Source organism: Acidithiobacillus sp., from assembly GCF_049965315.1.
Taxonomy (GTDB): Bacteria; Pseudomonadota; Gammaproteobacteria; order Acidithiobacillales; family Acidithiobacillaceae; genus Acidithiobacillus_B.
Genome location: NZ_JBMFWL010000003.1, coordinates 12928 through 36073, shown reverse-complemented (window position 1 = coordinate 36073; position 23146 = coordinate 12928). Strand labels below are relative to the sequence as shown.

The window sequence follows — 23146 nt, the reverse complement described above, 5'->3', positions numbered from 1 at the left end:
GCTGCAGGGGTATGTAGTGGCGGGGTGAAATTTGCCGGTTACCCATACGACCGCAGCCCGTCGGATACGCAAGACCTATCCGGCACTTGCCGGCAGGCCGGTGAAAGATTACCTTATGCACTCCCGGAGAGGTACCGAAGTGGCCATAACGGCGCCGACTCGAAATCGGATGGGCGGCAACGCCACGTGGGTTCGAATCCCACCCTCTCCGCCATTCTCCATGCAATCCCGCGCTTGGGATTGTGGTGGGTATTCGGTCATTCGGTCCGAGGCCGAAGCGCCAGATCATGCATGATTGCGCGAATTTTCTGTTGTGTTATCGTAGCGGCTCCAATGCATGGACAGGCCATGCCCCAAGTGACTGGGGTTGGGGCGAATCATAAAGATACCAGGTTGATTATCCATAACTTTTGTTCTCGGTTGGTGATTCCTTCCCGCTCCGTCGGAAATGGCCCGCAAAAATTATGGGGCTCCACGCTTTGAAAAACTCTATGGCGACAATAATCGGTCCCCTCGCAGTGGTAAGTGGTGAACCCCGTCAGGCCCGGAAGGGAGCAGCGGCAGCCACCGATCCAGGTGCCGGGGTGTGGCTGATTGGCGTCGCCACCCTTTTGCGCCAGCGATGAACGCCTATCTGGCTTTGGCGCGTCGCTGGCGCCCCCAGCAGTTCGCCGACTTTGTCGGCCAGGAGCCGGTGGTTTCGGCCCTGCGCCATGCCCTCGATTCCGGGCGCATCCATCACGCCTTTTTATTCACCGGCACGCGCGGCGTGGGGAAAACCACCGTGGCGCGATTGCTGGCCAAATGCCTCAATTGCGAGAAGGGCGTGAGCAGTACCCCCTGCGGGGAATGCAGCGCCTGCCGCAGCATCGCCGCCGGGAACTTCGTGGATCTCATCGAGGTGGATGCCGCCAGCCGCACCCGTGTCGATGAAACCCGGGAGTTGCTGGACAATGTGCAGTATGCGCCCAGCATCGGCCGCTACAAGGTGTACCTCATCGACGAGGTACACATGCTTTCCACCCATAGTTTCAACGCCCTATTGAAAACCCTGGAAGAGCCGCCGGAGCATGTCAAGTTCCTGTTGGCCACCACGGACCCGCAAAAATTACCCATCACCATCCTGTCCCGCTGCCTCCAGTTTACCTTGCGGCGTCTCTCCCTAGAGCAGATCCAGGGGCGGCTGGAGCAGATCCTGGGCGCCGAAGGCATCGCCGCCGAAGGCCCCGCCCTCCGGCATCTGGCTCGGGCTGCCGACGGCAGCCTGCGCGACGCCTTGAGCCTGCTCGATCAGGCCATCGTCCATGGCGGTGGCAGCGTTCGCCTGGACGCGGTGGTGGAAATGCTCGGTCAGGCGAACGGAGAAATCCTTTTCCATCTCCTTGCCGCTCTGGCGGCGGATGACGCGCCACGCCTTTTCGCCCTGCTGGAAGACACCCAAGCGGCGGGGATGGATGCCGCCGGTCTCCTCGATGGGGTGATCGAATGGGTGCACCGGGCCAGTCTGGCGCAATTCCTGCCGGTTGCGGCAGGTGATGTGGACGGGGAAAGGATGGCGGCGCTGGCGCAAAGCATCCCGCCGCTGGAGATGCAGGCCTTGTATTATCTGCTGCTTTCGGCGCGCCGTGATTTTCCCCTCTACCCCAATGCCCGCATGGCCCTGGAAATGGCCTTTTTGCGGCTGTTGAGCTTTCGCCGGGGCGATGCCGCGACGCCGCCGGACCAGCGCCGGCCCCCGCCCGCGGCGGGGCCCGTTATCGCGGCCCCGGTTCCGGCCCGACCGGCAGCGCCTGTCCCTCCCCCTTCGGGCGACTGGGGAAGCGTGCTGCGGGGCTTGGACATTTCCGCATCTCTGCGCGCCTTCCTCGCCCATGGTCGGGCCGAGCGCTGCGACGGGGAGGCCGTGATCCTCGCCCTGGAACCCGCCTATCTGGCCATGGCCGAAGCGGGACGGGAGGCCCTGCAAAGGGCCTTGACCCGCCACTTTGGCAATGCCCCGGCGTTGTCTTTTCGGACCCTGGAGGCGGAAACGGGGGGCGTTAGCCTGGTCCGGGAGGAAGCCAACGCCCGTGCCGCATGGCAGTTGCAGGCGGAGGCGCAGGCGGCCGCTGATCCCACCGTGCGCGCCATCATGGACCATTTCGCGGCCCGTATCGAGAGCGTCGGCGACAACGCGGATGGCGAGCGCCAGGGACCCGCTACGGCATAGCGGTTCCAGTGGCGTCTGTTACAATGCGCAGTTTTACGGAGATGGGGAGAAGAGAGACCATGAAAGGCGGGTTAGGCAATATCATGAAGCAAGCGCAACAGTTGCAGGAGCGCTTGCAAAAGGCCCAGGAAGAGCTGGCGCAAGTGGAAGTCCAGGGCAACGCCGGCGGCAATCTGGTGCAGGTCACCATGACCTGCCGTCATGATGTGCGCCGGGTTCACATAGATCCCTCCCTGCTGGCCGAAGGGGATCGGGAGATGCTGGAAGACCTGGTGGCTGCGGCCTTCAACGACGCGGTGCGGCAGGCGGAGAAAACCAGCTCCGAGCGGCTTTCTGCGGTGACCGGTGGATTGCAGATACCGGGCATGAATCTGCCGTTCTAGGCAATGTTCGGGATTGCGGCGGTTGACGACTTGGTATCCCTGCTGCGGCGCTTGCCCGGCATCGGGCCCCGCTCCGCGCAGCGGATCAGCTTTGAACTGCTGGTGCGCAAGCGCGAACTGATGCCGCTGCTGGCGGCCGCTCTCCTGAGGGCGCATGGAGAGATCCGCCATTGCCAGCGCTGCAACAATCTGGCCGATGCCGATCTTTGCGCCATTTGCCGCTCGGAGCGGCGCGATCATGGGGTGCTCTGCGTGGTGGAGTCGCCGGCGGATGTCCTGGCCATTGAGGCTACCGGGGTTTATAACGGCGACTATTTCGTCCTGATGGGACACCTCTCGCCCCTGGATGGCATCGGGCCCGAGGCGCTGCATCTGGAGCGCTTTGCCGAGCGCATCGCCCTGGCGGACCTGCGCGAAGTCATCCTGGCGACCAATCCGACCGTGGAAGGGGAGGCTACGGCCCACTTCCTGGGTGGAATGATGCACCGGGAAGGAGTGGTGGTGAGCCGCATCGCCCGTGGGGTACCCGTGGGCGGTGAACTGGAATATGTGGATCGCGGCACGCTCGGCCGGGCCTTGAGTGGCCGGCGCGCCCTGGAAGATTAGAAGGAATCAGAGAATGCTCGAACCTGCATCGCATCTGCATGGGGGAAATGTGTTTTTTCTCCTCATGGGTGCCATTTTGGTCTTGTCCATGCATGGCGGATTCGCCTTTCTGGAGTTGGGCACGGTGCGCCGCAAGAGCCAGGTCAACGCCCTGGTCAAGATCCTCAGCGACTTTGGCGTTTCCACCCTGGCCTATTTTTTTGTGGGTTACCATATCGCCTACGGCATCAGTTTTTTTACCGGAGTGAACACCCTGACCAGCCAGGATCACGGCTTTGCCATGGTCCGTTTTTTCTTCCTGCTGACCTTTGCCGCCGCGGTGCCGGCCATCATCTCCGGCGGGATAGCCGAACGCGCCCGCTTTTATCCGCAATTGCTGGCCACTGCATTGTTGGTGGGTTTTGTGTACCCCTTTTACGAGGGTATCGTCTGGGATAACCACTACGGCGTGCAAAACTGGTTTACCCAGAACTTTGGCGCACCCTTCCACGATTTTGCCGGTTCCGTCGTGGTCCATGCCATGGGCGGCTGGATTGCCCTCATGGCGGTATGGCAACTGGGGCCGCGGCAGGGCCGCTACGGGCGGGATGGGACGATCCACCCCATGCCCCCCTCCAACATTCCCTTCCTTGCCCTGGGTTCGTGGATATTGATCATTGGCTGGTTCGGCTTCAACGTCATGAGCGCCCAACGCCTGGAGGCGGTGCAGGGTTTGGTGGCCCTGAATTCCCTCATGGCCATGGTGGGCGGCATGCTCGCTGCCCTGGCCGCCGGGCGGGGGGATCCCGGCTTCGTGCATAACGGCGCCCTGGCGGGGCTGGTGGCCATCTGTGCCGGGTCCGACGTGGTGCAGCCCATGGGCGCCCTGCTCATCGGGGCCCTGGCGGGCGTCCTTTTTGTGTATCTCTTCACCTTCGTGCAGCATCGCCTGCGCATCGACGATGTCCTGGGCGTGTGGCCTTTGCATGGGGTCTGCGGGGTCTGGGGCGGCATCGCCGTGGGCATTTTCGGCCATCGTTTTCTGGGCGGCGCCGGCGGCGTCAGCATCTGGTCGCAACTGCTGGGGACCGTGATGGGCGTTGCCCTGGCCAGCTTGGGGGGATGGCTGGTCTACGGCGCCCTGAAGCGCCTCATCGGTATCCGTCTCGATCCCGAAGCGGAATTCGCCGGAGCGGATCTCAGCCTGCACCATGTCAGCGCTTATCCCGAAGAAGATATCCAGCGGGCGGGATGATGATGCCCGCGATGCTCCTCCACTGGGATAGCCTGCGCGGCCCGCCCCTCCGGGTGCGGGAGGCGCACAAGGGCGACTTTGGTCACGTCTTCGTGCTAGGAGGCGGGCCGGGGATGGGGGGAGCCCTGGCCTTGGCCTGCAGTGCCGCCTACCGCGCCGGTGCCGGGCTGGTGACGGCCATCGGCCATCCCGGCGCCGCCATCTACTTGGCGACGCAGTTGCCCGAGGCCACCTGGCGCGACTGGCCCGCCAGCTTTGCCGATTGTCTCTCCGCGACGGCGATACTTGCGGTGGGCCCGGGTCTGGGCCAGGGCTTGGCGCCCCACAATCTCCTCCAGGAGATCGGGAGCATGGCTCAACCTCAGGTCTGGGATGCCGATGCCCTCAACATCCTCGCCCGCCTGGGCCCGGCGCTGCTGCGCAGTGATGCCCCACGCATCTTCACTCCCCATCCCGGCGAGGCCGGGCGTTTGCTGGGCATTTCCGCCGCCGCCGTGCAGGCGGACCGGGAGAGTGCCCTGGAGCAATTGCTGGCCCGCTATGGGGGCATCTGGGTGCTCAAGGGGCAGGGAACCCTGGTCGGCGATGCGGCTCGGCGGCGGCGTTGTGATCTCGGCAACCCGGGGATGGCCACGGGGGGCAGCGGCGATGTGCTGACCGGCCTGCTGGCCGGACTCCTGGCCATTGGCATGGCGCCCTGGGAAGCGGCCCAACTCGGGGTCTGTCTCCATGCCCGTGCCGGGGATCTCGCCGCGGCACGGCTCGGGGAAGAAAGCATGCTGGCCGGGGACATCCTGCGTGCCCTTCCCGACGTCCTGCAGGAGTTGCCCCGCCATGGATGAACGGCAGCAGTTGCAGGAATGGGATCGCCGCTACTTCTGGCATCCCTTCACCCAGATGCAATGTTTTGGCGATGATGATCCCTGGATCATCGACCACGCCGAGGGCAACTATGTCTATGACCTGGATGGCCGCCGCTGTCTGGATGCCATCGCCAGCCTGTGGTGCAACATCCACGGTCATCGTCATCCGCGCCTCGATGCGGCCCTGGCCGCGCAACTGGGCAAGGTCGCCCACAGCACCACCCTGGGCGCCTCCAATCCGCCTGCCATCCTCCTGGCCAAAGCCCTGGTGGAGATCACTCCTAGCGGTCTGGAACACTGTTTTTTCTCCGAGGATGGCGCCGAGGCCGTGGAAATCGCGGTCAAGATGGCGGTCCATTATTGGCGCAATGTGGGCCGGCCCGAAAAGCGGACCTTCGTCACCCTGGAAAATGCCTATCATGGCGATACGGTGGGGGCCGTTTCCGTGGGGGGAATTCCCCTCTTTCACGAGGTCTACGGCCATCTGCTCTTTCCCACCCTGCGCCTGCCCAGCCCCTACGGCCTGGCGCGGGAACGCTTTGCCGCCCCCAGCGGCGACAGCAGCGCTGCGGCGGCCGCCTGGCTGGCGGAGCTGGAGGCCCTGCTGGCCGCGCGTGGCCATGAAATCGCGGCCTTGATCCTGGAGGCCGGCATACAGGGCGCGGCGGGCCTGCTGCCCTTCCCCCGCGGTGTCCTGGCGGGTGCCCAGGCCCTCTGCCGGCGCTTCGACTGCCTGCTCATCGTCGACGAGGTGGCCACCGGCTTTGGGCGTAGCGGCAAACTCTTTGCCTGCGAGTGGGAAGACGTGGAGCCGGACCTCATGGCCTTGGGCAAGGGCTTGTCCGGCGGCTACCTGCCCTTGGCCGCCACCCTGGCGACCGCGGCGGTCTACCGGTCCTTCCTCGCCCCCTTTGGGGAAGCGCGGCAATTTTATCATGGCCATACCTACACGGGTAATCCCTTGGCCTGCGCCGTCGCCCTGGAAAATCTGGCCATTTTCCGTGAGGGGGAGGTGCTGGCCCGGCTCGCCGCCAAGGTTGCACGGCTGCGGGACGGCCTGACCGCCTTCCGGGATCGGCCCTGGGCGGGGGCGGTGCGGCAGTTCGGCCTGATGGCCGCCATCGAACTGCGGAATCCCGTTACCGCTCAGCCTTATTCCTATGGCGAGCGGGTGGAATACCAGGTATGCCGGCGGGCCCGGGAAATGGGAGTCTATACGCGCCCTCTGGGCGACGCCATCATCATCGTCCCGCCTCTGTCGGTGACAGAGGAGGAAATAGACACTATTCTGACGGTCCTTCATACCGCCATGTCCCAAGGGAGCCATCCATGAAAAGCGCCAGAGAGTTGATGACCACTGCATTCGTGGCCGTTCAGGCCGATGACCCCGTCGAGAAGGTGGGCAGCGTCCTGCTGGAGTCGGGCCATCATAGTCTGCCCGTGCTGGACAAGGACGGCCGCCTGGTGGGCATGATCGGCGAACGCGACCTCATCGACGCCCATCGCCGCGTGCACCTGCCCACCCTCGTCACCATCCTGGATGCCCTTATTCCCCTTGGCGGAATGCATGAATACAAGGAGGAATTGCGCAAGGTGACGGCGGTCACTGCCGCGCAACTGGCCAGCACCCAGGTCGTTACGGCGGCGCCCGATGAAGATGCGGATGCCGTGGCCGAAAAGCTCCTGCGCAAGGATATCCATGCAGTGCCGGTGGTGGACGGCGAAAAGCGCGTGGTCGGCATCATCACCCGCTCGGATGTCCTGCGCAATCTCCTCAATCCCTGAGGCCATGGGCTGGTCCTTCCCGAATCCCGAAGCCTGCCATGCCTGGGGCAAGGGCTTGGGAGAGACCCTCGCGATCCCCGCCGTGATTTATCTGGAAGGCGATCTGGGGGTGGGGAAAACGACTCTGGCGCAAGGGGTGCTCCAGGGTTTTGGCGTTCCCGGTCGGGTCAAGAGCCCCAGCTATACCCTGATCGAAAGCTATGCCACCGCCCGCGGCCCAGCATTGCATCTGGATCTGTATCGCTTGCGTGATGGGGAGGAGTTGGAGTTTCTCGGTATCCGCGATTATTTGGATGAAGCGGCCCTCTGGCTCATCGAGTGGCCGGAGCGCGGCAGCGGCTTCCTGCCGGAGCCCGACCTGCGTTTGCGCCTCTCCATCGCCAGCCCCGGGCAGCATCGCCTGGAGGTGCTCCTGGCCACCGCCAGGGGGGCGAGCTGGCTTCCGCCCGCAGGAGAAAATCATGACGACGGCTGAGGCGCCTCCCCGGATTCACCGCCTGGCGGCCACCCTGGCCAATCAGATCGCCGCCGGCGAGGTGGTGGAAAGGCCTGCGTCCATTCTCAAGGAGCTCCTGGAGAACAGCCTGGACGCGGGTGCGCGGCGGATTACCGTGCGTCTGGAGGGAGGCGGCCTGGATCTGCTGCAGGTGGAGGATGACGGGATAGGCATCCTTCCCGATGACCTGCCCCTGGCCCTGGAGCGCCACGCCACCAGCAAACTGCACAGCGTCCAGGACCTCCATGCCATCGCCACCCTGGGCTTCCGCGGCGAGGCCCTGCCCGCCATCGCCTCGGTGGCGCGCCTGGACATCCTGTCCCGGGCCACGGGCTGCAATCAGGCCGCCCGCCTACAAGTGGCCGGCGGTACAGCCATCATCCACGAAGCGGCGGCCCGGGCCCCGGGTACCACGGTGCGGATCACGGAGCTCTTTTTCAATGTCCCGGCACGGCGCAAATTCCTCCGTGCCGCGCCGGCAGAACTGGCCCGCAATCAAAAGGTCCTGCGGCAGGCGGCCCTGGCCCATTTCCCCGTCGCCTTCCAACTGTACCAGGGCCCGCGGGCGCTGCTGCAGTTCCCGGCCGCAACGGATGCCCAAGGGCGTGCGGAGCGCGTGGGCGGTGTGCTGGGGGAGGAATTCTTGCGCCATGCGGTCTATTTCGAGCTGGAAGATCAGGGCTTGCGCCTGAGCGGCTGGCTGGGCCTGCCCACCCATAACCGGGCCCGCGGCGATGAGCAGTATTTCTTTGTCAATCAAAGGCCGGTGCGGGACCCGGTCATCACCCACGCGGTACGGGCCGCCTATGCCGATGTCCTGTACAAGGAACGCCATCCGCTCTTTGTACTGTACCTGAATCTGGCCCCGGAACTGGTGGACGTCAATGTCCACCCGGCCAAGGCCGAAGTGCGTTTTCGCGACGCCCGCCTGGTCCACGACTTCCTGTTCCACAGCCTGCAGCGGGTGATCGCCGAACAGCGTCCCGGTACGGTCGTCTCCACCACGCCGCCGCCATCCAGCCAGCCGGCACCACCAAGCCCCGCCAATCTCCCCCTGTCATTGCGGGCGCCGGCGGTGGAGGAAGGGCGGGGGGATTATTGGGAGCGATTGGTGGCACCGGCCGAAAGGCTGGGCCCAATGGCACCTTCACCGCCTGATGATGCGCAGGCCGACCAGCCCCTGGGTTACGCCCTTGCGCAGATCCACGAGCGCTTCATCCTCGCGCAAAATGCAGCGGGCATCGTCCTGGTCGATCAGCACGCCGCCCATGAGCGCATCCTCTACGAGAAGATGAAGAAATCAAGACAACAGAATGATATACAAGAATTCATCATTCCTGAATATGTGCATGTGAGCCCTGCGCAGATGGCCCACTTCGAGCATGCCGAAATGATGCTGCGCAAGGCTGGGCTGGAGATCTCCGTGGCCGGCCCGGGTACCCTTGCGGTTCACGCCGCCCCCGTGGGGATGAATGCCGAGTCTTATGGGCAGACCATTGCCCGGCTGTTGACGGAAGAGGGGGCATGGGCAAGGGGGGATGAGGACGAAGTGCTGGCCAGTCTCGCCTGTCGTGCGGCCATCAAGGTGAACCGCAAGCTTTCCTTGGGTGAGATGAATGCGTTGCTGCGCCAACTGGAAGCAACACCCCGTGCCGGCCAGTGCAACCACGGCCGGCCGACGGTCATCGAGCTGAGCCTTGGCGAGCTGGATCGGCTCTTTTTGCGCGGCCGATGATCCCCGCCATCGCCCTCATGGGTCCTACCGCCAGTGGCAAGACCGCCCTGGCCCTGCTCCTTGCCGATGCCTTTCCGGTGGACATCATCAGCGTCGACTCGGTGCTGGTGTACCGCCATTTCGACATTGGCACGGCCAAACCGGATCCGGCGCTGCGCGCCCGCTATCCCCATGCCCTGGTGGATATTCGGGAGCCCGATCAGCCGTATTCGGCGGGCAGCTTTCGGCAGGATGCCCTGGCCGAGATCGCCGCGGCGCGGCAGCGCGGCCGGATCCCCCTGCTGGTAGGGGGGAGTGGCCTCTATTTTCGCGCCCTGGAGCGGGGGATCGGGGCGCTGCCGGCGGCGGACCACCGGCTCCGCCAATGTCTGAGCGAGGAGGGTGCCGCCCTCGGCTGGCCAGCCTTGCATCAACGCCTGGCGGTCCTGGATCCGGTTACCGCCGCGCAGATAGCCAGCCACGACCGCCAACGGATCCAGCGGGCTCTTGAGCTGATCCACCTCACCGGCAAGCCCCTGGCCGGTCAACGCCAGTGGCAAGGAGAGTTTCCCGGAGCCCTGCGCAAGATCATTCTGCAAGGACCGCGCGGGTGGCTGCACCGGCGCATCGAGCAACGCTTAGAGGCCATGCTCGCAGCGGGCTTGCTGGACGAGCTGCGCCATTTGCAGGCGCAACGCTATGCGCCAGAACTCCCCGCCATGCGGGCCGTGGGTTATCGCCAGCTAATGCCCTATCTGGAAGGGCTGTGCCCCTTACCCGAGGCCCTCGCCGCAGCGGCGGCGGCCACCAGGCAATTGGCCAAGCGCCAGGAAACCTGGTTGCGTCAGGAAAGCCGCGATCTCACCCTCGACCCCAGCGAGGAAACGGCGGCAAACAGTCTCTGCGTTGCCGTGGGCGACTGGCTGGCGATGGCCGGATACCCGCATTTCCGGCCATGGGGCCATTGAGAAAGGCGGTGCGGCAGCCGCGGAGAGGGTCTGGTGGAAGGCGCGGGAGATCCTGGCGCCCAAGTCTCGCGGGGCTCGGCGGACAGCTTTGACGGGTCATGGTGTTTTCCCTCCCGTTGAGCTAGTCTAAGTCCGGAAGTGCTACGCCAAGAAGCGCCATAAATTGAGCTAAGGAGATAAAAATGGCCGGACAACAAAAGGGACAGATCCTTCAGGATCCATTTCTCAACCTTCTCCGCAAGGAGCATGTCCCTGTCGCCATTTATTTGGTGAATGGCATCAAGCTGCAGGGGTTCATTGAATCTTTCGATCAGTTCGTCGTGTTGCTGCGCAACAATGTCAGCCAGATGATCTACAAGCATGCGATCTCCACGGTGGTACCGGGCAAGGATGTACGCCTGCCCCTGCCGGATCGCGGCCCCGAAGAAAGCACCGAGGTGGAGGCGGAATCCTGATTACCGAACCGGCCGTCCCGGAGCAGCGGGGACGGGAGAAGGTCATTCTGGTCCACATACTCCTGCGTGGGGAGGCGGATGGGGATGAAGGCGAGGAATTCCGTCATCTGGCGGAAGGCAGTGGCGCCATCGTGGAGGCCATGTTTACGGTGCGCCGCGATCGGCGCGACCCCGCCACCTTCATCGGTAGCGGGAAGGTGGCGGAGCTTGCGGCCGCCGTGGCCGGTTCGGGGGCGGAACTGGTGCTTTTCGATCGGATCCTGAGTCCCGTTCAGGAGCGCAACCTGGAACGGGCTCTGGGATGCCGGGTAGTCGATCGGGTGGGTTTGATCCTGGATATCTTCGCCCGCCGGGCACGCACCCACGAAGGCAAACTGCAGGTTGAGCTGGCACAGCTCTCCCATCTGCGTACCCGGCTGGTGCGGGGGTGGACCCATCTGGAACGCCAACGGGGTGGTATCGGCCTGCGCGGACCCGGCGAAACCCAATTGGAAACCGACCGAAGACTCATCGGCGATCGGATTCGCATGTTGCGTTCCCGACTGCTCAAGGTGGCGGGCAACCGCGATACCCAGCGGCGCGCCCGCCTGCGCGCGCCGCTGCCCACCGTGGCCCTGGTGGGTTACACCAATGCCGGCAAGTCCTCCTTGTTCAATGCCCTCAGCCATGGCTCAAGCTATACGGCCGATCAGCTTTTCGCCACCCTGGATCCGGCCATTCGCCGCTTGGCCCTGCCTGGCCGTGGCACCGTGCTCCTGGCGGATACCGTCGGTTTCCTGCGCGAACTCCCCCATGAGCTCATTGCCGCCTTCCGGGCCACTTTGGAAGAGGTCAACCAGGCGCAATTGCTGCTCCATGTCGTGGATGCCAGCGATCCGTGCTGGGAGCAACAGGCTGCGGCAGTGGAAGGGGTGCTGGAAGAGATCGGGGCGGCGGCCATTCCGCGGCTTTTGGTCCGCAACAAGATGGATATCGCCGGCGCTGCGGCGGGTATCGAATATCAGGCCTCGGGAGAAGTGGCGGCGGTTCGTGTCAGCGCGCTAACGGGAGAGGGCTTGCCGGCTTTGCTGGCGGTCATCGCCCAGCAACTGGCGGGCAAGCGCGTTCGCGCCGAAGTTATCCTGGGTCCCGAAGAGGGTGCCCTGCGGGCGCGCTTGCAACGGCTCGGGACCGTCCTGGAGGAAACCTTCACGGATGCGGGTGCTTCCCATCTTTTGGTGGATATGGATGAACTGGCGTGGCATCGGCTGTGCGCCCGCCATGCCGGGCGCCTGAGTGGTTGTCATGCCATAGAGACGCCCCCTACAATGCGTGTTCAGGACTGAGGAAGGAGAGCGGCATGCCGTGGAGTGATCCGGGCGGGAACAAGAATGATAATCCCTGGGGACGGCGCCCCAATCAACAAAAGCCACCCTTCGACATCAAAAAAATCACCGCGGAACTGCGCCGTCTCGGCGGCGCTCTGGGGGGGAAGGGCGGTCCCGGGGCGTCGCGGGAATGGATGAACAAATTGCCGATGATCGTGGCCGGGGTCGTGGCGCTGACGTGGCTTGCCTCGGGCATCTACGTCGTAGGGCCCGACGAGCAGGGCGTGGTGCTGCGCTTCGGCAAGGAAGTCAACATTGTCGAACCGGGGCTGCATTATCATCTTCCCTATCCCATCGAGGAGGTCTACACGCCCAAGGTCACCCAGAGCCTGCGCCTGGTCCTGGGCTATACGGGCAGTGGTGACGCCCTCAACCCGGGCATGATGCTGACGGCGGACGAAAATGTGGTCGATGTCCGTTTTGCCGTGCAATACCGGATCAGCAACCCGAGCCAGTATCTCTTCGCCACCACCAGTCCGGAACAACTGGTGCGTTACGTGGCCGAATCGGCCATGCGCGAAGTGGTGGGGCGGAGCAAGATCGACGGCCTCCTCACCGCCGGGCGCGGGCCTGTGGAGCAGCAGGCCATGACCATCATGCAGGACCTGCTCAACCGTTACCATGCGGGCATCACGGTGGATGCCGTGCAGTTGCTGGAGGTGGGCCCCCCCAAGGCGGTGCAGCCGGCCTTCCTGGATGTGACGGCCGCGCGGGAGGACCTGGAGCGGGCGCGCAACGAGGCGCAGGCCTATGCCAATAATATCGTCCCCCGCGCCCGGGGTGAGGCGTCGGCCATGGTGACGGGCGCCGAAGCCTACAAGCAGCAGGTGGTCGATCGCGCCAAAGGGGATAGCGCCCGTTTCCTCGATATACTGGGCGCTTATGAAAAGAATCCAAAGGTCGTGAGTGAACGCATGTACCTGCAGACCATGCAGGACATCCTCAGCCATACGCAAAAGGTCATTATTGAAGGCAAGGGGCAGCCTGTGATTTATATGCCGATGGCCGGCAATCAGATGCACGAAGCCAGCAGTACCGCCGGCGCCGCGGCGCCCACCGTTTCCGCAAAACCCCTGCCCATCGCCCCGGCGCAGAGCGCCGTCGCGCCCGTGGTATTGCCTGGGGGTGCATCATGAAAAATGCCGGCTGGAGCGTAGGCATGCTGGTCCTCCTGGGCATACTGCTCCTGGTGTCCGCCAGTTTTTATACCGTCCGCATGACCCAGAGCGCGGTGGTGCTGGAGTTTGGCAAGCCCGTGCGCGTGGTGGAACAACCCGGTTTGTATTTCAAGTGGCCCCTGGTTCAGGACGTGATCTTCCTGGATAAGCGCCTGGCCAGCTATAGCACCCAGCCAGAGTCTTATCTGACCGTGGAGAAGAAGCCGGTCCTGGTGGATTTTTATGCCGAATGGCGGATCACCAAGCCTTTGGTTTTTTATACCAGCGTGCGTAACGCCGCCACTGCCCAGGCCCGCATCGGTGATATTGTCCGCTCCTTCCTGCGCGGGGAGGTGGGCAAGATGCCGCTGGAGGCGGTCATTACCGGCAATCGCAAGCAAATGATCGACCCCGTCCTCGCCAGCGCCAATCAGCGCCTCCAGGCCTTGGGCATCCAACTGGTGGACGTGCGCATCCTGCAGGTAGGTCTGCCGCCGGAAGTCCTCCAGGCCGTGTACAAGCGGATGGAGGCGGAACGTACCCAGGAAGCCAATGAGTATCGCTCCCGCGGCGCCGAAGCGGCAGCGGAGATTCGTGCCCAGGCGGACAAGGAGAAGACCCAGATCCTGGCCGATGCCTATCGTCAGGTGGAGGAGTTGAAAGGTCAGGGCGACGCGGAAGCGGGCAATATCTACGGCCAGGCCTACGGTAAAAATCCGGCCTTCTTTTCCTTCTATCGTAGTCTGGAGGCCTATCGGCAGAGTCTGGGCGGAAAAGATGTCCTGGTGCTCAACCCCGACTCGCCGTTCTTCAAATACTTCCGGCATACCCTGGGGGCGGCGGGGAAATGAAGGCGCAGGCCCCTTCCGCCTATCCCGCCTGGCTGTTGCCCAGCGGCTTCGAGGATACGCTGCCGGAGCGTGCCGAGATGTTGGAAACCTGTCGCCGCGGCCTGCTGGATCTCTATGCCGGATGGGGGTACCGTCAGGTCATCCCACCCCTGGTGGAACACCTGGAAAGCCTGCTAACCGGCAGTGCCGCCGACCTGGATCTGCAGACCTGGAAGCTGGTGGATCAGGCCAGCGGACGGCTGGTGGGCTTGCGCTCCGACATGACGCCGCAGATGGCGCGCATCGATGCGCAAATCTCGGCTGATGGCGAGACCCGGCGCCTCTGCTATGCCGGCACCGTGTTGCGGGCGCGCCCTGACCACCTGGGCGGCAGTCGGGCGCCCTTTCAGGTGGGGGCTGAACTCTTTGGGGTCGCCGGGCCCGAAGCGGATCTTGAGGTGCTTTCCCTGATGGTGGAAAGCCTGTTGCACTGTCGGGTGGGCGATTTGCTCTTGGATTTGGGGCATGTAGGGATCGCCCATGCCTTGGCCGACGCCGCCGGCTTTCACCAGGACTTGCGGGCGGAACTGCTGCGGCTGCTGGAGCGGAAAGCGTGGCCGGACATCCGGCTCTGGCTGGACAGCAAGGGTTGCGGTACGGAGCTGATGGATGACTTCGGCATCCTTCTGCGTGCCCATGGGGGGCTGGAAGTGCTGGAACGGACCCAAGGGCAACTGGGACACCATGGCGCCGTTCGCGCTGCCCTGGACCAGTTGCTCTTCATCTGGACCCAGTTGCAACAACGTTATCCCCAATTGCAGTTGCAATGCGACCTGGCCGAGGTGCATGGCCACCAGTATCACACCGGGCTCCTCTTCTCCGCCTATGGGCCGCAGCAGGGTGCAGCGCTGGCGAGCGGCGGGCGGTATGACGGTATCGGACTGGCCTTTGGCGTGAGTCGACCGGCGACGGGCTTCAGCCTTGATCTCAAGCCCATTCTCCCGTCCGTGCGGGAGGGGGGTGGAACGCGAACGATCTGGGCACCAGGAGGGCAGGCGGTCGATCTTTGGCAGGCCATCGCGGCCTTGCGCCAGCAGGGGCAGCGGGTCATTCAGGATTTTAGCGCAGAGTTGGCAGCGACCGATCCGTATCTGGTCGAGGAAGGATATGGATCCGTGTTAGAGAAAAGCGGCGGGAACTGGCATGTAAGGCCGTTGACCGGCCCAGACATCACCATCGAGGAGGATGCGGAGTAGTCCGTGTTATGGCAAAGAATCTCGTAATCGTGGGCACCCAATGGGGTGATGAAGGCAAGGGCAAGATTGTCGACTGGCTGACGGAGCTTTGCCAGGCGGTGGTGCGCTTTCAGGGCGGCCATAATGCCGGGCATACACTGGTGATCGGATCACGCAAGACGGTCCTGCACCTCATTCCCTCGGGCATCCTCCATGCCGGCGTGGAGTGCTATATCGGCAATGGCGTGGTGCTGGATCCCCTGGCGCTTTTTGAAGAACTGGATACCCTGCGGGAGGTGGTCCCAGACGCGGCCCAGCGCCTCTTCATCTCCGCCGCCTGTCCGCTGATCCTGCCCTATCACAAGAGCCTCGATCTGGCCCGGGAACTGGCCAAGGGGGCGGGCAAGATCGGCACCACCGGCCGCGGCATCGGTCCGGCCTATGAAGACAAGGTGGCCCGCCGGGCCTTGCGCGTGGCGGATCTCTTCCATCGGGAACGCTTTGCCGCCAAACTGGGCGAGGCGCTGGATTATCACAACTTCGTCCTGCAGCACTACTTCCGCCAGGAACCCGAAGATTTCCATGCCATCCTGGAACGCTATCTGAGTCTGGCGGAACGCCTGGCGCCCATGGTGACCGATGTCTCCCTGCGTCTGGCCCATCTCCAGGAGCGCGGTGCCCGCATCCTCTTCGAGGGCGCCCAGGGCACCTTGCTGGACGTCGATCACGGTACCTATCCCTTCGTCACTTCCTCCAACACCGTGGCGGCGGCGGCGGCCGTGGGCAGCGGTGTCGGGCCTGAGGCGTTGGGCTATGTATTGGGGATCACCAAGGCCTATACGACCCGGGTCGGTTCCGGGCCATTCCCGACGGAGCTTTTTGACGAGACCGGCATTTATCTTGCCGAACGGGGAGCGGAAATCGGCTCCACCACCGGCAGGGCGCGGCGCTGCGGCTGGTTCGATGTGGTGGCCCTGCGCGCGGCCTGCCGGGTCAACGGGGTGTCCGGATTGTGCATCACCAAGCTCGATGTGCTGGACGGCCTGAGCGAGATCCAGGTGGCCGTGGGCTATCGTGTCAATGGCGTGGCCCGGGAAGATCTGCCCTGCGGGGCGGAGGCCCTGGCCGCCTGCGAACCGATTTATGAAACGCTGCCCGGCTGGAAGGAATCCACCGCGGGCGCACGGCGTTGGGAGGATCTCCCGGTCAATGCCCGCCATTATCTGGAGCGCGTCGCCGCACTGGTGGGGCGTCCCCTGGCCATTATTTCCACGGGTCCGGACCGGGAAGACACCATTTTGCGCGCTGAATTGCTTTGATCATGGAGGGTTGCGCAGTGTGTGCGACTTGTACCGCGCATTCCGGCAGCGCCCATAAAAAAGGGCAGGCGTTACGCCTACCCTTTACTTTTTGGTACCGAGGACTGGACTCGAACCAGCACAAGCTTTCGCCCACTAGGACCTGAACCTAGCGCGTCTACCAATTCCGCCACCTCGGCGTGGAACGGATTTTCATCAATTGAGGAGCATTTGTCAATGCCGGAAACACAGAACCCCAAGGACGCGTCGCTCAGCGAACGCGATCCGATGTACGGCCGGGAAAAAGAAAAATACGAACGCCCCATCGTCAGCCGCGAATACATCCTGAGCTATCTCGCGGAGGCCGGAAAACCGGCGACCCTGGAGAGCATCGCCGGCGATCTCGATGTTGTGGAAGATGACCTGGAGGCGCTTCGCCGCCGCTTGCGCGCCATGGAGCGGGACGGGCAGATTGTCCGTAATCGGCGCGGGGCCTATGGCATCGTCGCAGCCATGGAACTCATCCGCGGGACGGTCAGCGCCCATCCCGACGGCTTCGGCTTTCTCATTCCCGACGAGCGCGGCAAGGATCTCTTCCTTTCGCCGCGGGAAATGCGCAAGGTCCTCCATGGGGACATCATTCTCGGGCGGGCCATTGGCGAGGACCGCCGCGGCCGCACCGAAGGTGCCGTGGTGCGAGTCCTGGAACGGGCGGTGAAACAGGTGGTGGGACGCCTCTACAGCGAGGAGGGGGTGCACCATGTCATCCCCGAAGATCGGCGCATTGCCCAGGAATTTGCCGTGGTGGAAGGCGGCTGCGGCGGGGCGGTCCACGGGCAAATCGTGATCCTGGAGATTACCCACTACCCCGAAGGGCGCAATGTGCCCCAGGGAAGGGTGGTGGAGGTCCTGGGCGAACACATGGCGCCGGGCATGGAGGTGGAGATCGCGGTACGCAACTACGGCTTGCCCCATCAATGGCCCGAGGCCGTGCTGGCGGAAAGCGCGAAATTTTCCGCGGAGGTTCCCGAGGCCATGAAAGAGGGCCGTCGGGATTTTCGCCATCTGCCGCTGGTCACCATCGATGGTGCCGATGCCAAGGACTTTGACGATGCCGTCTATGCCGAGGAAAGTTCCGAGGGTTTCCGGCTGACGGTGGCCATTGCCGATGTGGCGACCTATGTGCGCCCCGGGAGCGCGCTGGATCTGGAGGCCCAGGCGCGGGGGAATTCCGTCTATTTTCCCCGGCGGGTGATACCGATGCTGCCGGAGGTGCTCTCCAATGGCCTGTGTTCCCTCAACCCCCATGTGGACCGCCTATGCATGGTCTGCGAGATGGACGTGGGCAGGGATGGCGAGGTGCTCCGCTTCCGCTTTGCACGGGGAGTCATGCGCTCGCGGCGGCGCTTCACCTATGATGAAGTGGCCGCCATTCTCGATGGCGATGCCCAATTGCGCGAGCAGGATCGGGAGATGGTGCCCCACATAGAGGCCTTGCGGGCCCTGTATGGAAGCCTATCCCGTGCGCGGGAGCGGCGGGGTACCATTGAATTCGATACCCAGGAAACCAAAATCATCTACAACGAGGAGGGGCGCATCGAGCGAATTGCGGCCCTGACCCGCAATGTGGCGCACCGCATCATTGAAGAGTGCATGCTGGCGGCCAATGTCTGCGCGGCGCAGTTTTTCCGCATCCATGAGATGCCCATGCTCTACCGGGTGCATCCCGAGCCCTCCGTGGACAAATTGGAAGACCTGCGCCGCTTCCTGAGTGAGCTGGGGGTGCCGGTGCGTCTGCCCGAGCGCCCGCGCAGCGCGGATCTCGCCCAGATCCTGGAGCAGACCCGGGAGCGCAGCGATGCCAGCCTGATCCAGACGGTGGTCCTGCGCAGTCTTTCCCAAGCCTATTATACGGTGGATACGGGGATGCATTTTGGTCTGGCCTTTCCGGCTTATACCCATTTTACCTCGCCTATCCGCCGCTATCCGGACCTCCTGGTCCATCGCGGCATCCAGACCTTGCTGGAGGAGGGGGGCACGGAGCAATCCCGGTGGATACCCAAAAAGGCCCTACAGGACCTGGGCCAGCATTGTTCCATGACGGAAAGGCGGGCGGACGAGGCCAGCCGGGAGGCGGTGAACTGGCTCAAATGCGAGTTCATGCTGGACAAGGTTGGCGAGGTCTATACGGGCATCATTACCGGTGTGACCGGCTTTGGTCTGTTCGTGGCGCTGCGCGAGGTCTATGTGGAAGGGCTGGTGCATATATCCACCCTGGGCGAGGATTATTTCCATTTCGACGCCCAGCACTACCGCCTCCTTGGTGAGCGCACCCGGGAGACTTTCCAGTTGGGCGATGACATCATCGTCCGGGTGGCGAACGTCAATCTGGATGAGCGCAAGATCGATTTCGAGCGGGTGACGGATACCGCGGAGAGCCCGAAAAAGAGGCGTAGCCGTAAGAGCAAGTGAAAGGCGCCTGCCATTGCCCAGTGTTGTCTGTCTCTCAGGTATTCGCGGCGAAAGCCGCATTGACAACGCACTATGTTTGCAGCGAATGAAGGCTGGTAGGGAATGATCTTCCGCCATTGCCGTTCATTCCATGCAGCCTGTTGCGATATAACCCCGCTTTTCAGTTAAAGGGCATGGCAGCATCACTCCGCTTCCCCTGCCTGATAGGCGGCCATGGGGGCGTGTCGGGCCTGCGCATAGGCCTTCAGGTAGCGCATCTCCCGCGCATAGGCCTTGGTTCCTTTGGCCGCAATCCATTCCTGTTTCATCTGCTCTGGTCCGGGGACCTTGAGCAGGGTGGTGGGTGCGTATGCCTGGGTCTTGCGGGGAGCGGGCAAACTGGCTCCATGGCTGCTTTGATGGGCCTGATACCAGTCTGGAGACAGGGCATGCCCAGTGACTCCCGCCTCGCGGCGCAGCAGGGTGTAGTGGGTGCATTTTCCCGCATTGAAGGTGACGGGCACCTGCATGGGAAGGACCTTGGTGGGCGTGAAGTCCGGATGGTCGGTCCACATCCCCGAGAACACGCTGGCATTCTGATCCCACTGGGACAGGGGCGGCAGGCCGAAGATGGCTTCGGTGGTCTTGAGGATATTGACCTGTGAATAGAGATTGCTTTCGAGGAAGCCTTTTTTCACCCAGGGACCCATGGCCAGGGCGAAGGTGCGATGGGCGTTGATGTGATCGGCGCCGGACTGGGCATCGTCCTCGGTGAGGAAAACCACCATGTGCCGCCATTCCGGGGTGGTGGAGAGGTAGTGGATGAACTTGGCCGTGGCATGGTCGTTGTTGGCGACGTAATAGTCGGGATTGTAGTAGCACGCCGAGCGCCCGGCGGTATGGTCGTCAGGCAGCCAAATGTAGATGAAATGGGGGAAGCGGGCGCCGGGATGGGCCTTGAGCCAGTTTTCGGCCATTTTCTCCCGATAGGTGTCGAGGATCATGCGGTCCCAGCCGGGGAAACCGGTGGCCAGGTGGCTTTTCATGGCCTTGGAGATATTGCCCGCCTCGGAACGCGAGACAAATTCCCCGAAGTCCTCAAAGGGGACCTTGTGCCCCAGCAGGTCGTTGAAGAGAAAGAGGCGCGCTGGATAGCTGATCCAGGGATTGGACCATTTGCCAAGGGCCGAAAGGTTTTTGTAAATGGCGTAGGGGTCGTCCACGCCGAGGGGGACTCCCCCGGTACCCGCAGCTCCGCCGGGAATGAGGGACTGCGTCCAGCCCGGATTGGCCACCAGGCCGCGCCCTGAGTAGTACTCCGGCCAGGTGCGCTGCACGAAGTCCGAGTCCGAAGCGCCGGTAGTCCACTGATGGCCCTGGGCGGTCACCTCACCGTCGGCCATGAAATTCACAAAGAGCGTATAGTCATGGGCCAAATTATACAGGTTAGGCAGTTCCTTGGGCCCGTAGAGATCCAACTGTGGATCCGCCCAGGCTCCTGCCGCTTTATAATCGCCAAAGTCCTCATCAAAAGTTTTGTTCTCGCGCAGAATGAAGACCACATAATGGATGTGCTTGCGGAGAAATGCGCTGGTCTTGACATCCTCCGCGTGGCGCGTGGCCCGCTGCGCGGGCGTAAATCCGTCATTGTACAGACTCTCCTGGGTCCAGGCCGGCAGATGAAATGTCAAATCTCGGAGATTCACCTTCTGCACCAGACCATCCATCATGTTGCCTACCCATTGGTGCTCCACGTTTGGCCCGGATCCCAGTCCTTTGGCCGCAACAATGTATAACGCTTTTTGGGTATGGGTGATCGCGGTGGGGTACCAACCTGTGGGAATGAGCCCCAAGCCCTTACCGGTCTGATCGTTATAGACCGCAACGTCATTATTGCCGGCATTGGCGACAAAGAGTTTGCCATTGGCAATGGTCAGGCCATCCGGATAACTGCCCGGAGGCGCATCAGGATAAGGGCCGTCATTGATGAAGCCTTTGACCCGTAGATCGGCAGTATCCACCTCGGCAATGCGATCAATGTTAGCGAGGGCCACAAACACGTTAGGCGAGTGCGGCACCGCCGCCAGTGCAGTGGGATGCACGCCGGCCTGAGTGTTATCGGGACCTGTAGGAGGCCCGACGCGCACCGTGCCCAGGAGCTTCTTGCCGTGCGGATCGACGATGGCTACGGCATTACCGCCCCAGAGGCTGACGACAAGGCGCTTGCCGCCATCGGCAAAGGTGACGGCAAAGGGGTAGGGGCCGACGTTGAGATAGTCGGTGTGCCCCGTTTGAATATCGATGCGCGCCAGGCTGTTGGCCAGCATGCCGGTCACATACAAGTGCTTATCCAGCGGACCGACGACGACCGCATCGGGGTAAAAGAGGCGGGGTTTGCCGACGTGATGGCCCTGATATTGGTATGGATACTGATTCTTGGGAAAAGACTGCCAAGTGAGTGGGTAACGCCGCAACAACATGGGTGTGCCTTCTTTCATGGTGAAGGCCGCCACGTCATTGCTATCGCCCCCAGCGGCATAGAAGGTGTGATCCGGGCCCGCAGCCAACCCCTGGAAAAAACTCTGATGACCGATCATGGCGCCGCGCACGTCGGTCACGTTCGCTGGTCGAGGCGCTTGGGCAGGAGGCGCCTTTTGGTAGGCAGCGACCTCTCCCTCATGCTGTAAGGAACCCTGCGCATAGGACGTGATGGTTTGTGCGCGCGTCGCGCCATTGGCCATGGTGAGAGTAGTGCGCTGATAGCCGGGTTCTGTACAGCGACGGCGCTGCACAGCACGGTCATCTTTCGCGGCGCGACCCCGGATCCGCTGCTTATCCTTAGCGTGACCATCGCCTTGCTGGCCTACCTGCGCGGGTATCTTCTGCCCGAAGAGCGCACACGCGATCTCCTCATCACCTATGCAGCGATGGCATTGGCCACTCTAGACAAGGGGCCCATCGGTTTTCTTTTGCCCGGGTTGATCATTGTGCCTTCCTCCTTGCGCGACGCGACCTGGCGTTCCTCTGGCGGGAGGGCAGGCTGGCGTCGGGGCTTCCCATATTTTTCTTGGTCATGCTCCCTTGGTATGTGGCCGTGGGAGTAGAAACCCATTGGCGGTGGGATCGTGCTTTTCTCATTCAACAAAACATCGGGCGTTTTAACAAGAGCATGCAGGGGCATCATGGGCCTTGGTTTTATTACCTAATCAGCATATTTGCGGGAATGCTTCCCTGGTCCGTCTTTTTGCCACAAACCTTCACGGCCTTGTGGGCACGCCGCCGCCGGTTGTCCATGGAGTGCCCAGCCGATACGTTCATGCTCATTTGGGCGATCACTTGGGTTGCTTTTTTCAGCCTCTCGGCGACCAAACTGCCAAGCTATGTCTGGGAGGTTTACCCACCGCTCTTCGTACTGCTGGCAGCCCATTTTCAAAAAATAGTTTCTGCCCAGTTGATACCCGGCCAACGAGGTGCAATGATTTCATTGGGGACGCTGTTCTTCTTAGGACTGGCACTGACGATATTTGCTGGGTGGATCGTCCCCCGCCTGGAGCCTCATCTCCCTTCCATGGCGATGGTGGGCCTGCCTTTCATGCTGGTGGCCGTGATCGCCATGGTTTTTGCTCGGCGCGGGCGCTGGACCGGAGTCCTGATCACCTTGGGCGCTGGCGCTATTACCTTGGCAGCCTTGCTGGTCCTAGCCATTACACCGATGGCCAATAAGGTAAAACCGTCCCGGCGTATGGGGGAAAGGATCGCCCTGGTGCAAGGTGATCAACCCTACACACTTGCTTCCTGGCAATGGTTTCAGCCCAATTTTCTTTTCTATGCCGGGCGGGAGGCCATGCCAATCCATCATTTGCAACACCTGGCAGAACTGCCTCAAATCCTCAGGAATGGAACGGTTTATCTGGTTTGCCCGGCAACAGATGTCTCTCGGGTCAGCGTCAACATACCGGCATCGTATCGCTTTCAGACCGTCATGACCCGATATGAGATCTATGATCACGAAAAAATCGCCCTATTGCGCATCACGCCGAAAACATAGAATGGTTCCCAGAATCATTAGAGAGAGAAGCGGCGATGCCATCGCGC

At 62.9% G+C, this 23146-nt stretch carries 20 protein-coding genes, 2 tRNA genes and 1 other RNA gene; 21 read left to right on the top strand and 2 right to left on the bottom strand.

From position 1 onward, the window contains the following. The first annotated feature begins 125 nt into the window (after positions 1–125). The 18 genes from ACP5MM_RS01605 (at position 126) to ACP5MM_RS01520 (ending at position 16621) form a co-directional block, all read left to right on the top strand. Positions 126–214, top strand: a tRNA-Ser gene (locus ACP5MM_RS01605). 288 nt (positions 215–502) lie between these two features. Then, positions 503–599: signal recognition particle sRNA small type (ffs, locus tag ACP5MM_RS01600), an RNA gene on the top strand. Next, positions 587–2209 (top strand): DNA polymerase III subunit gamma/tau, encoded by a 1623-nt coding sequence (dnaX, locus tag ACP5MM_RS01595; protein ID WP_427934001.1) that lies wholly within the window; start codon positions 587–589, stop codon positions 2207–2209. The genes ffs and dnaX overlap by 13 nt, the downstream gene beginning before the upstream one ends. A 23-nt stretch (positions 2210–2232) precedes the next feature. After that, complete coding sequence (locus tag ACP5MM_RS01590; RefSeq protein ID WP_427934000.1) at positions 2233–2592, top strand: YbaB/EbfC family nucleoid-associated protein; 360 nt, start codon at positions 2233–2235, stop codon at positions 2590–2592. Between the two features lie 3 nt (positions 2593–2595). Then, complete coding sequence (gene recR / locus ACP5MM_RS01585) at positions 2596–3198, top strand: recombination mediator RecR (protein ID WP_427932391.1); 603 nt, start codon at positions 2596–2598, stop codon at positions 3196–3198. A 13-nt stretch (positions 3199–3211) separates the two neighbouring features. Next, entirely contained in the window at positions 3212–4432 is a 1221-nt protein-coding gene (locus ACP5MM_RS01580) for an ammonium transporter (RefSeq protein WP_427932390.1), read from the top strand. Next, positions 4429–5274, top strand: coding sequence for an NAD(P)H-hydrate dehydratase (locus ACP5MM_RS01575; RefSeq protein WP_427933999.1), 846 nt, complete (start codon positions 4429–4431; stop codon positions 5272–5274). Before ACP5MM_RS01580 ends, ACP5MM_RS01575 begins: the two co-directional genes overlap by 4 nt. Continuing rightward, on the top strand, positions 5267–6628 hold the full coding sequence (bioA, locus tag ACP5MM_RS01570) for an adenosylmethionine--8-amino-7-oxononanoate transaminase (protein ID WP_427932386.1): 1362 nt from the start codon (positions 5267–5269) through the stop codon (positions 6626–6628). The genes ACP5MM_RS01575 and bioA overlap by 8 nt, the downstream gene beginning before the upstream one ends. Beyond that, a complete protein-coding gene (locus tag ACP5MM_RS01565) occupies positions 6625–7080 on the top strand; it encodes a CBS domain-containing protein (protein WP_427932385.1) in 456 nt (151 codons plus the stop codon). Before bioA ends, ACP5MM_RS01565 begins: the two co-directional genes overlap by 4 nt. A gap of 4 nt (positions 7081–7084) precedes the next feature. Beyond that, positions 7085–7555 (top strand): tRNA (adenosine(37)-N6)-threonylcarbamoyltransferase complex ATPase subunit type 1 TsaE, encoded by a 471-nt coding sequence (gene tsaE, locus ACP5MM_RS01560; protein ID WP_427932383.1) that lies wholly within the window; start codon positions 7085–7087, stop codon positions 7553–7555. After that, on the top strand, positions 7542–9311 hold the full coding sequence (gene mutL / locus ACP5MM_RS01555; RefSeq protein WP_427932381.1) for a DNA mismatch repair endonuclease MutL: 1770 nt from the start codon (positions 7542–7544) through the stop codon (positions 9309–9311). Before tsaE ends, mutL begins: the two co-directional genes overlap by 14 nt. Further along, entirely contained in the window at positions 9308–10258 is a 951-nt protein-coding gene (miaA, locus tag ACP5MM_RS01550; RefSeq protein ID WP_427933998.1) for a tRNA (adenosine(37)-N6)-dimethylallyltransferase MiaA, read from the top strand. Before mutL ends, miaA begins: the two co-directional genes overlap by 4 nt. 182 nt (positions 10259–10440) lie before the next feature. Then, complete coding sequence (gene hfq / locus ACP5MM_RS01545) at positions 10441–10713, top strand: RNA chaperone Hfq (RefSeq protein ID WP_123104429.1); 273 nt, start codon at positions 10441–10443, stop codon at positions 10711–10713. After that, entirely contained in the window at positions 10707–12038 is a 1332-nt protein-coding gene (hflX, locus tag ACP5MM_RS01540; protein WP_427932394.1) for a ribosome rescue GTPase HflX, read from the top strand. The genes hfq and hflX overlap by 7 nt, the downstream gene beginning before the upstream one ends. A gap of 14 nt (positions 12039–12052) precedes the next feature. Further along, positions 12053–13216 (top strand): FtsH protease activity modulator HflK, encoded by a 1164-nt coding sequence (hflK, locus tag ACP5MM_RS01535; RefSeq protein ID WP_427932377.1) that lies wholly within the window; start codon positions 12053–12055, stop codon positions 13214–13216. Then, entirely contained in the window at positions 13213–14088 is an 876-nt protein-coding gene (hflC, locus tag ACP5MM_RS01530) for a protease modulator HflC (RefSeq protein WP_427932374.1), read from the top strand. Before hflK ends, hflC begins: the two co-directional genes overlap by 4 nt. Further along, positions 14085–15323: an ATP phosphoribosyltransferase regulatory subunit gene (locus ACP5MM_RS01525; RefSeq protein WP_427932372.1), complete on the top strand. Its 1239-nt coding sequence runs from the start codon at positions 14085–14087 to the stop codon at positions 15321–15323. The genes hflC and ACP5MM_RS01525 overlap by 4 nt, the downstream gene beginning before the upstream one ends. 8 nt (positions 15324–15331) lie before the next feature. Next, a complete protein-coding gene (locus ACP5MM_RS01520; protein ID WP_427932371.1) occupies positions 15332–16621 on the top strand; it encodes an adenylosuccinate synthase in 1290 nt (429 codons plus the stop codon). 92 nt (positions 16622–16713) lie between these two features. Here the strand turns inward: ACP5MM_RS01520 and ACP5MM_RS01515 are convergent. Continuing rightward, positions 16714–16800: transfer RNA gene (locus tag ACP5MM_RS01515), tRNA-Leu, on the bottom strand. A gap of 37 nt (positions 16801–16837) precedes the next feature. Here ACP5MM_RS01515 and rnr point away from each other — a divergent pair. After that, positions 16838–19072 (top strand): ribonuclease R, encoded by a 2235-nt coding sequence (gene rnr / locus ACP5MM_RS01510; protein ID WP_427932369.1) that lies wholly within the window; start codon positions 16838–16840, stop codon positions 19070–19072. Between the two features lie 182 nt (positions 19073–19254). Here rnr and ACP5MM_RS01505 read toward each other — a convergent pair whose 3' ends face one another. Continuing rightward, complete coding sequence (locus ACP5MM_RS01505; RefSeq protein ID WP_427933997.1) at positions 19255–21792, bottom strand: bifunctional YncE family protein/alkaline phosphatase family protein; 2538 nt, start codon at positions 21790–21792, stop codon at positions 19255–19257. Here ACP5MM_RS01505 and ACP5MM_RS01500 point away from each other — a divergent pair. Both ACP5MM_RS01500 and ACP5MM_RS01495 read left to right on the top strand, forming a co-directional pair. Further along, a complete protein-coding gene (locus ACP5MM_RS01500) occupies positions 21766–22155 on the top strand; it encodes an ArnT family glycosyltransferase (RefSeq protein WP_427933996.1) in 390 nt (129 codons plus the stop codon). The genes ACP5MM_RS01505 and ACP5MM_RS01500 overlap by 27 nt on opposite strands. Continuing rightward, the gene (locus ACP5MM_RS01495) at positions 22146–23099 is read left to right on the top strand and encodes a hypothetical protein (protein WP_427933995.1); all 954 of its coding nucleotides are present in this window, start codon (positions 22146–22148) and stop codon (positions 23097–23099) included. The genes ACP5MM_RS01500 and ACP5MM_RS01495 overlap by 10 nt, the downstream gene beginning before the upstream one ends. Positions 23100–23146 lie beyond the last annotated feature (47 nt).

Coding starts and splice junctions, on each gene's coding strand:
- ACP5MM_RS01590 (WP_427934000.1), top strand. CDS start 2,233: ATGCGCAGTTTTACGGAGATGGGGAGAAGAGAGACCATGAAAGGCGGG.
- recR (WP_427932391.1), top strand. CDS start 2,596: ATGTTCGGGATTGCGGCGGTTGACGACTTGGTATCCCTGCTGCGGCGC.
- ACP5MM_RS01580 (WP_427932390.1), top strand. CDS start 3,212: ATGCTCGAACCTGCATCGCATCTGCATGGGGGAAATGTGTTTTTTCTC.
- ACP5MM_RS01575 (WP_427933999.1), top strand. CDS start 4,429: ATGATGATGCCCGCGATGCTCCTCCACTGGGATAGCCTGCGCGGCCCG.
- bioA (WP_427932386.1), top strand. CDS start 5,267: ATGGATGAACGGCAGCAGTTGCAGGAATGGGATCGCCGCTACTTCTGG.
- ACP5MM_RS01565 (WP_427932385.1), top strand. CDS start 6,625: ATGAAAAGCGCCAGAGAGTTGATGACCACTGCATTCGTGGCCGTTCAG.
- tsaE (WP_427932383.1), top strand. CDS start 7,085: ATGGGCTGGTCCTTCCCGAATCCCGAAGCCTGCCATGCCTGGGGCAAG.
- mutL (WP_427932381.1), top strand. CDS start 7,542: ATGACGACGGCTGAGGCGCCTCCCCGGATTCACCGCCTGGCGGCCACC.
- miaA (WP_427933998.1), top strand. CDS start 9,308: ATGATCCCCGCCATCGCCCTCATGGGTCCTACCGCCAGTGGCAAGACC.
- hfq (WP_123104429.1), top strand. CDS start 10,441: ATGGCCGGACAACAAAAGGGACAGATCCTTCAGGATCCATTTCTCAAC.
- hflK (WP_427932377.1), top strand. CDS start 12,053: ATGCCGTGGAGTGATCCGGGCGGGAACAAGAATGATAATCCCTGGGGA.
- hflC (WP_427932374.1), top strand. CDS start 13,213: ATGAAAAATGCCGGCTGGAGCGTAGGCATGCTGGTCCTCCTGGGCATA.
- ACP5MM_RS01525 (WP_427932372.1), top strand. CDS start 14,085: ATGAAGGCGCAGGCCCCTTCCGCCTATCCCGCCTGGCTGTTGCCCAGC.
- ACP5MM_RS01520 (WP_427932371.1), top strand. CDS start 15,332: ATGGCAAAGAATCTCGTAATCGTGGGCACCCAATGGGGTGATGAAGGC.
- rnr (WP_427932369.1), top strand. CDS start 16,838: ATGCCGGAAACACAGAACCCCAAGGACGCGTCGCTCAGCGAACGCGAT.
- ACP5MM_RS01505 (WP_427933997.1), bottom strand. CDS start 21,792: ATGGCCAATGGCGCGACGCGCGCACAAACCATCACGTCCTATGCGCAG.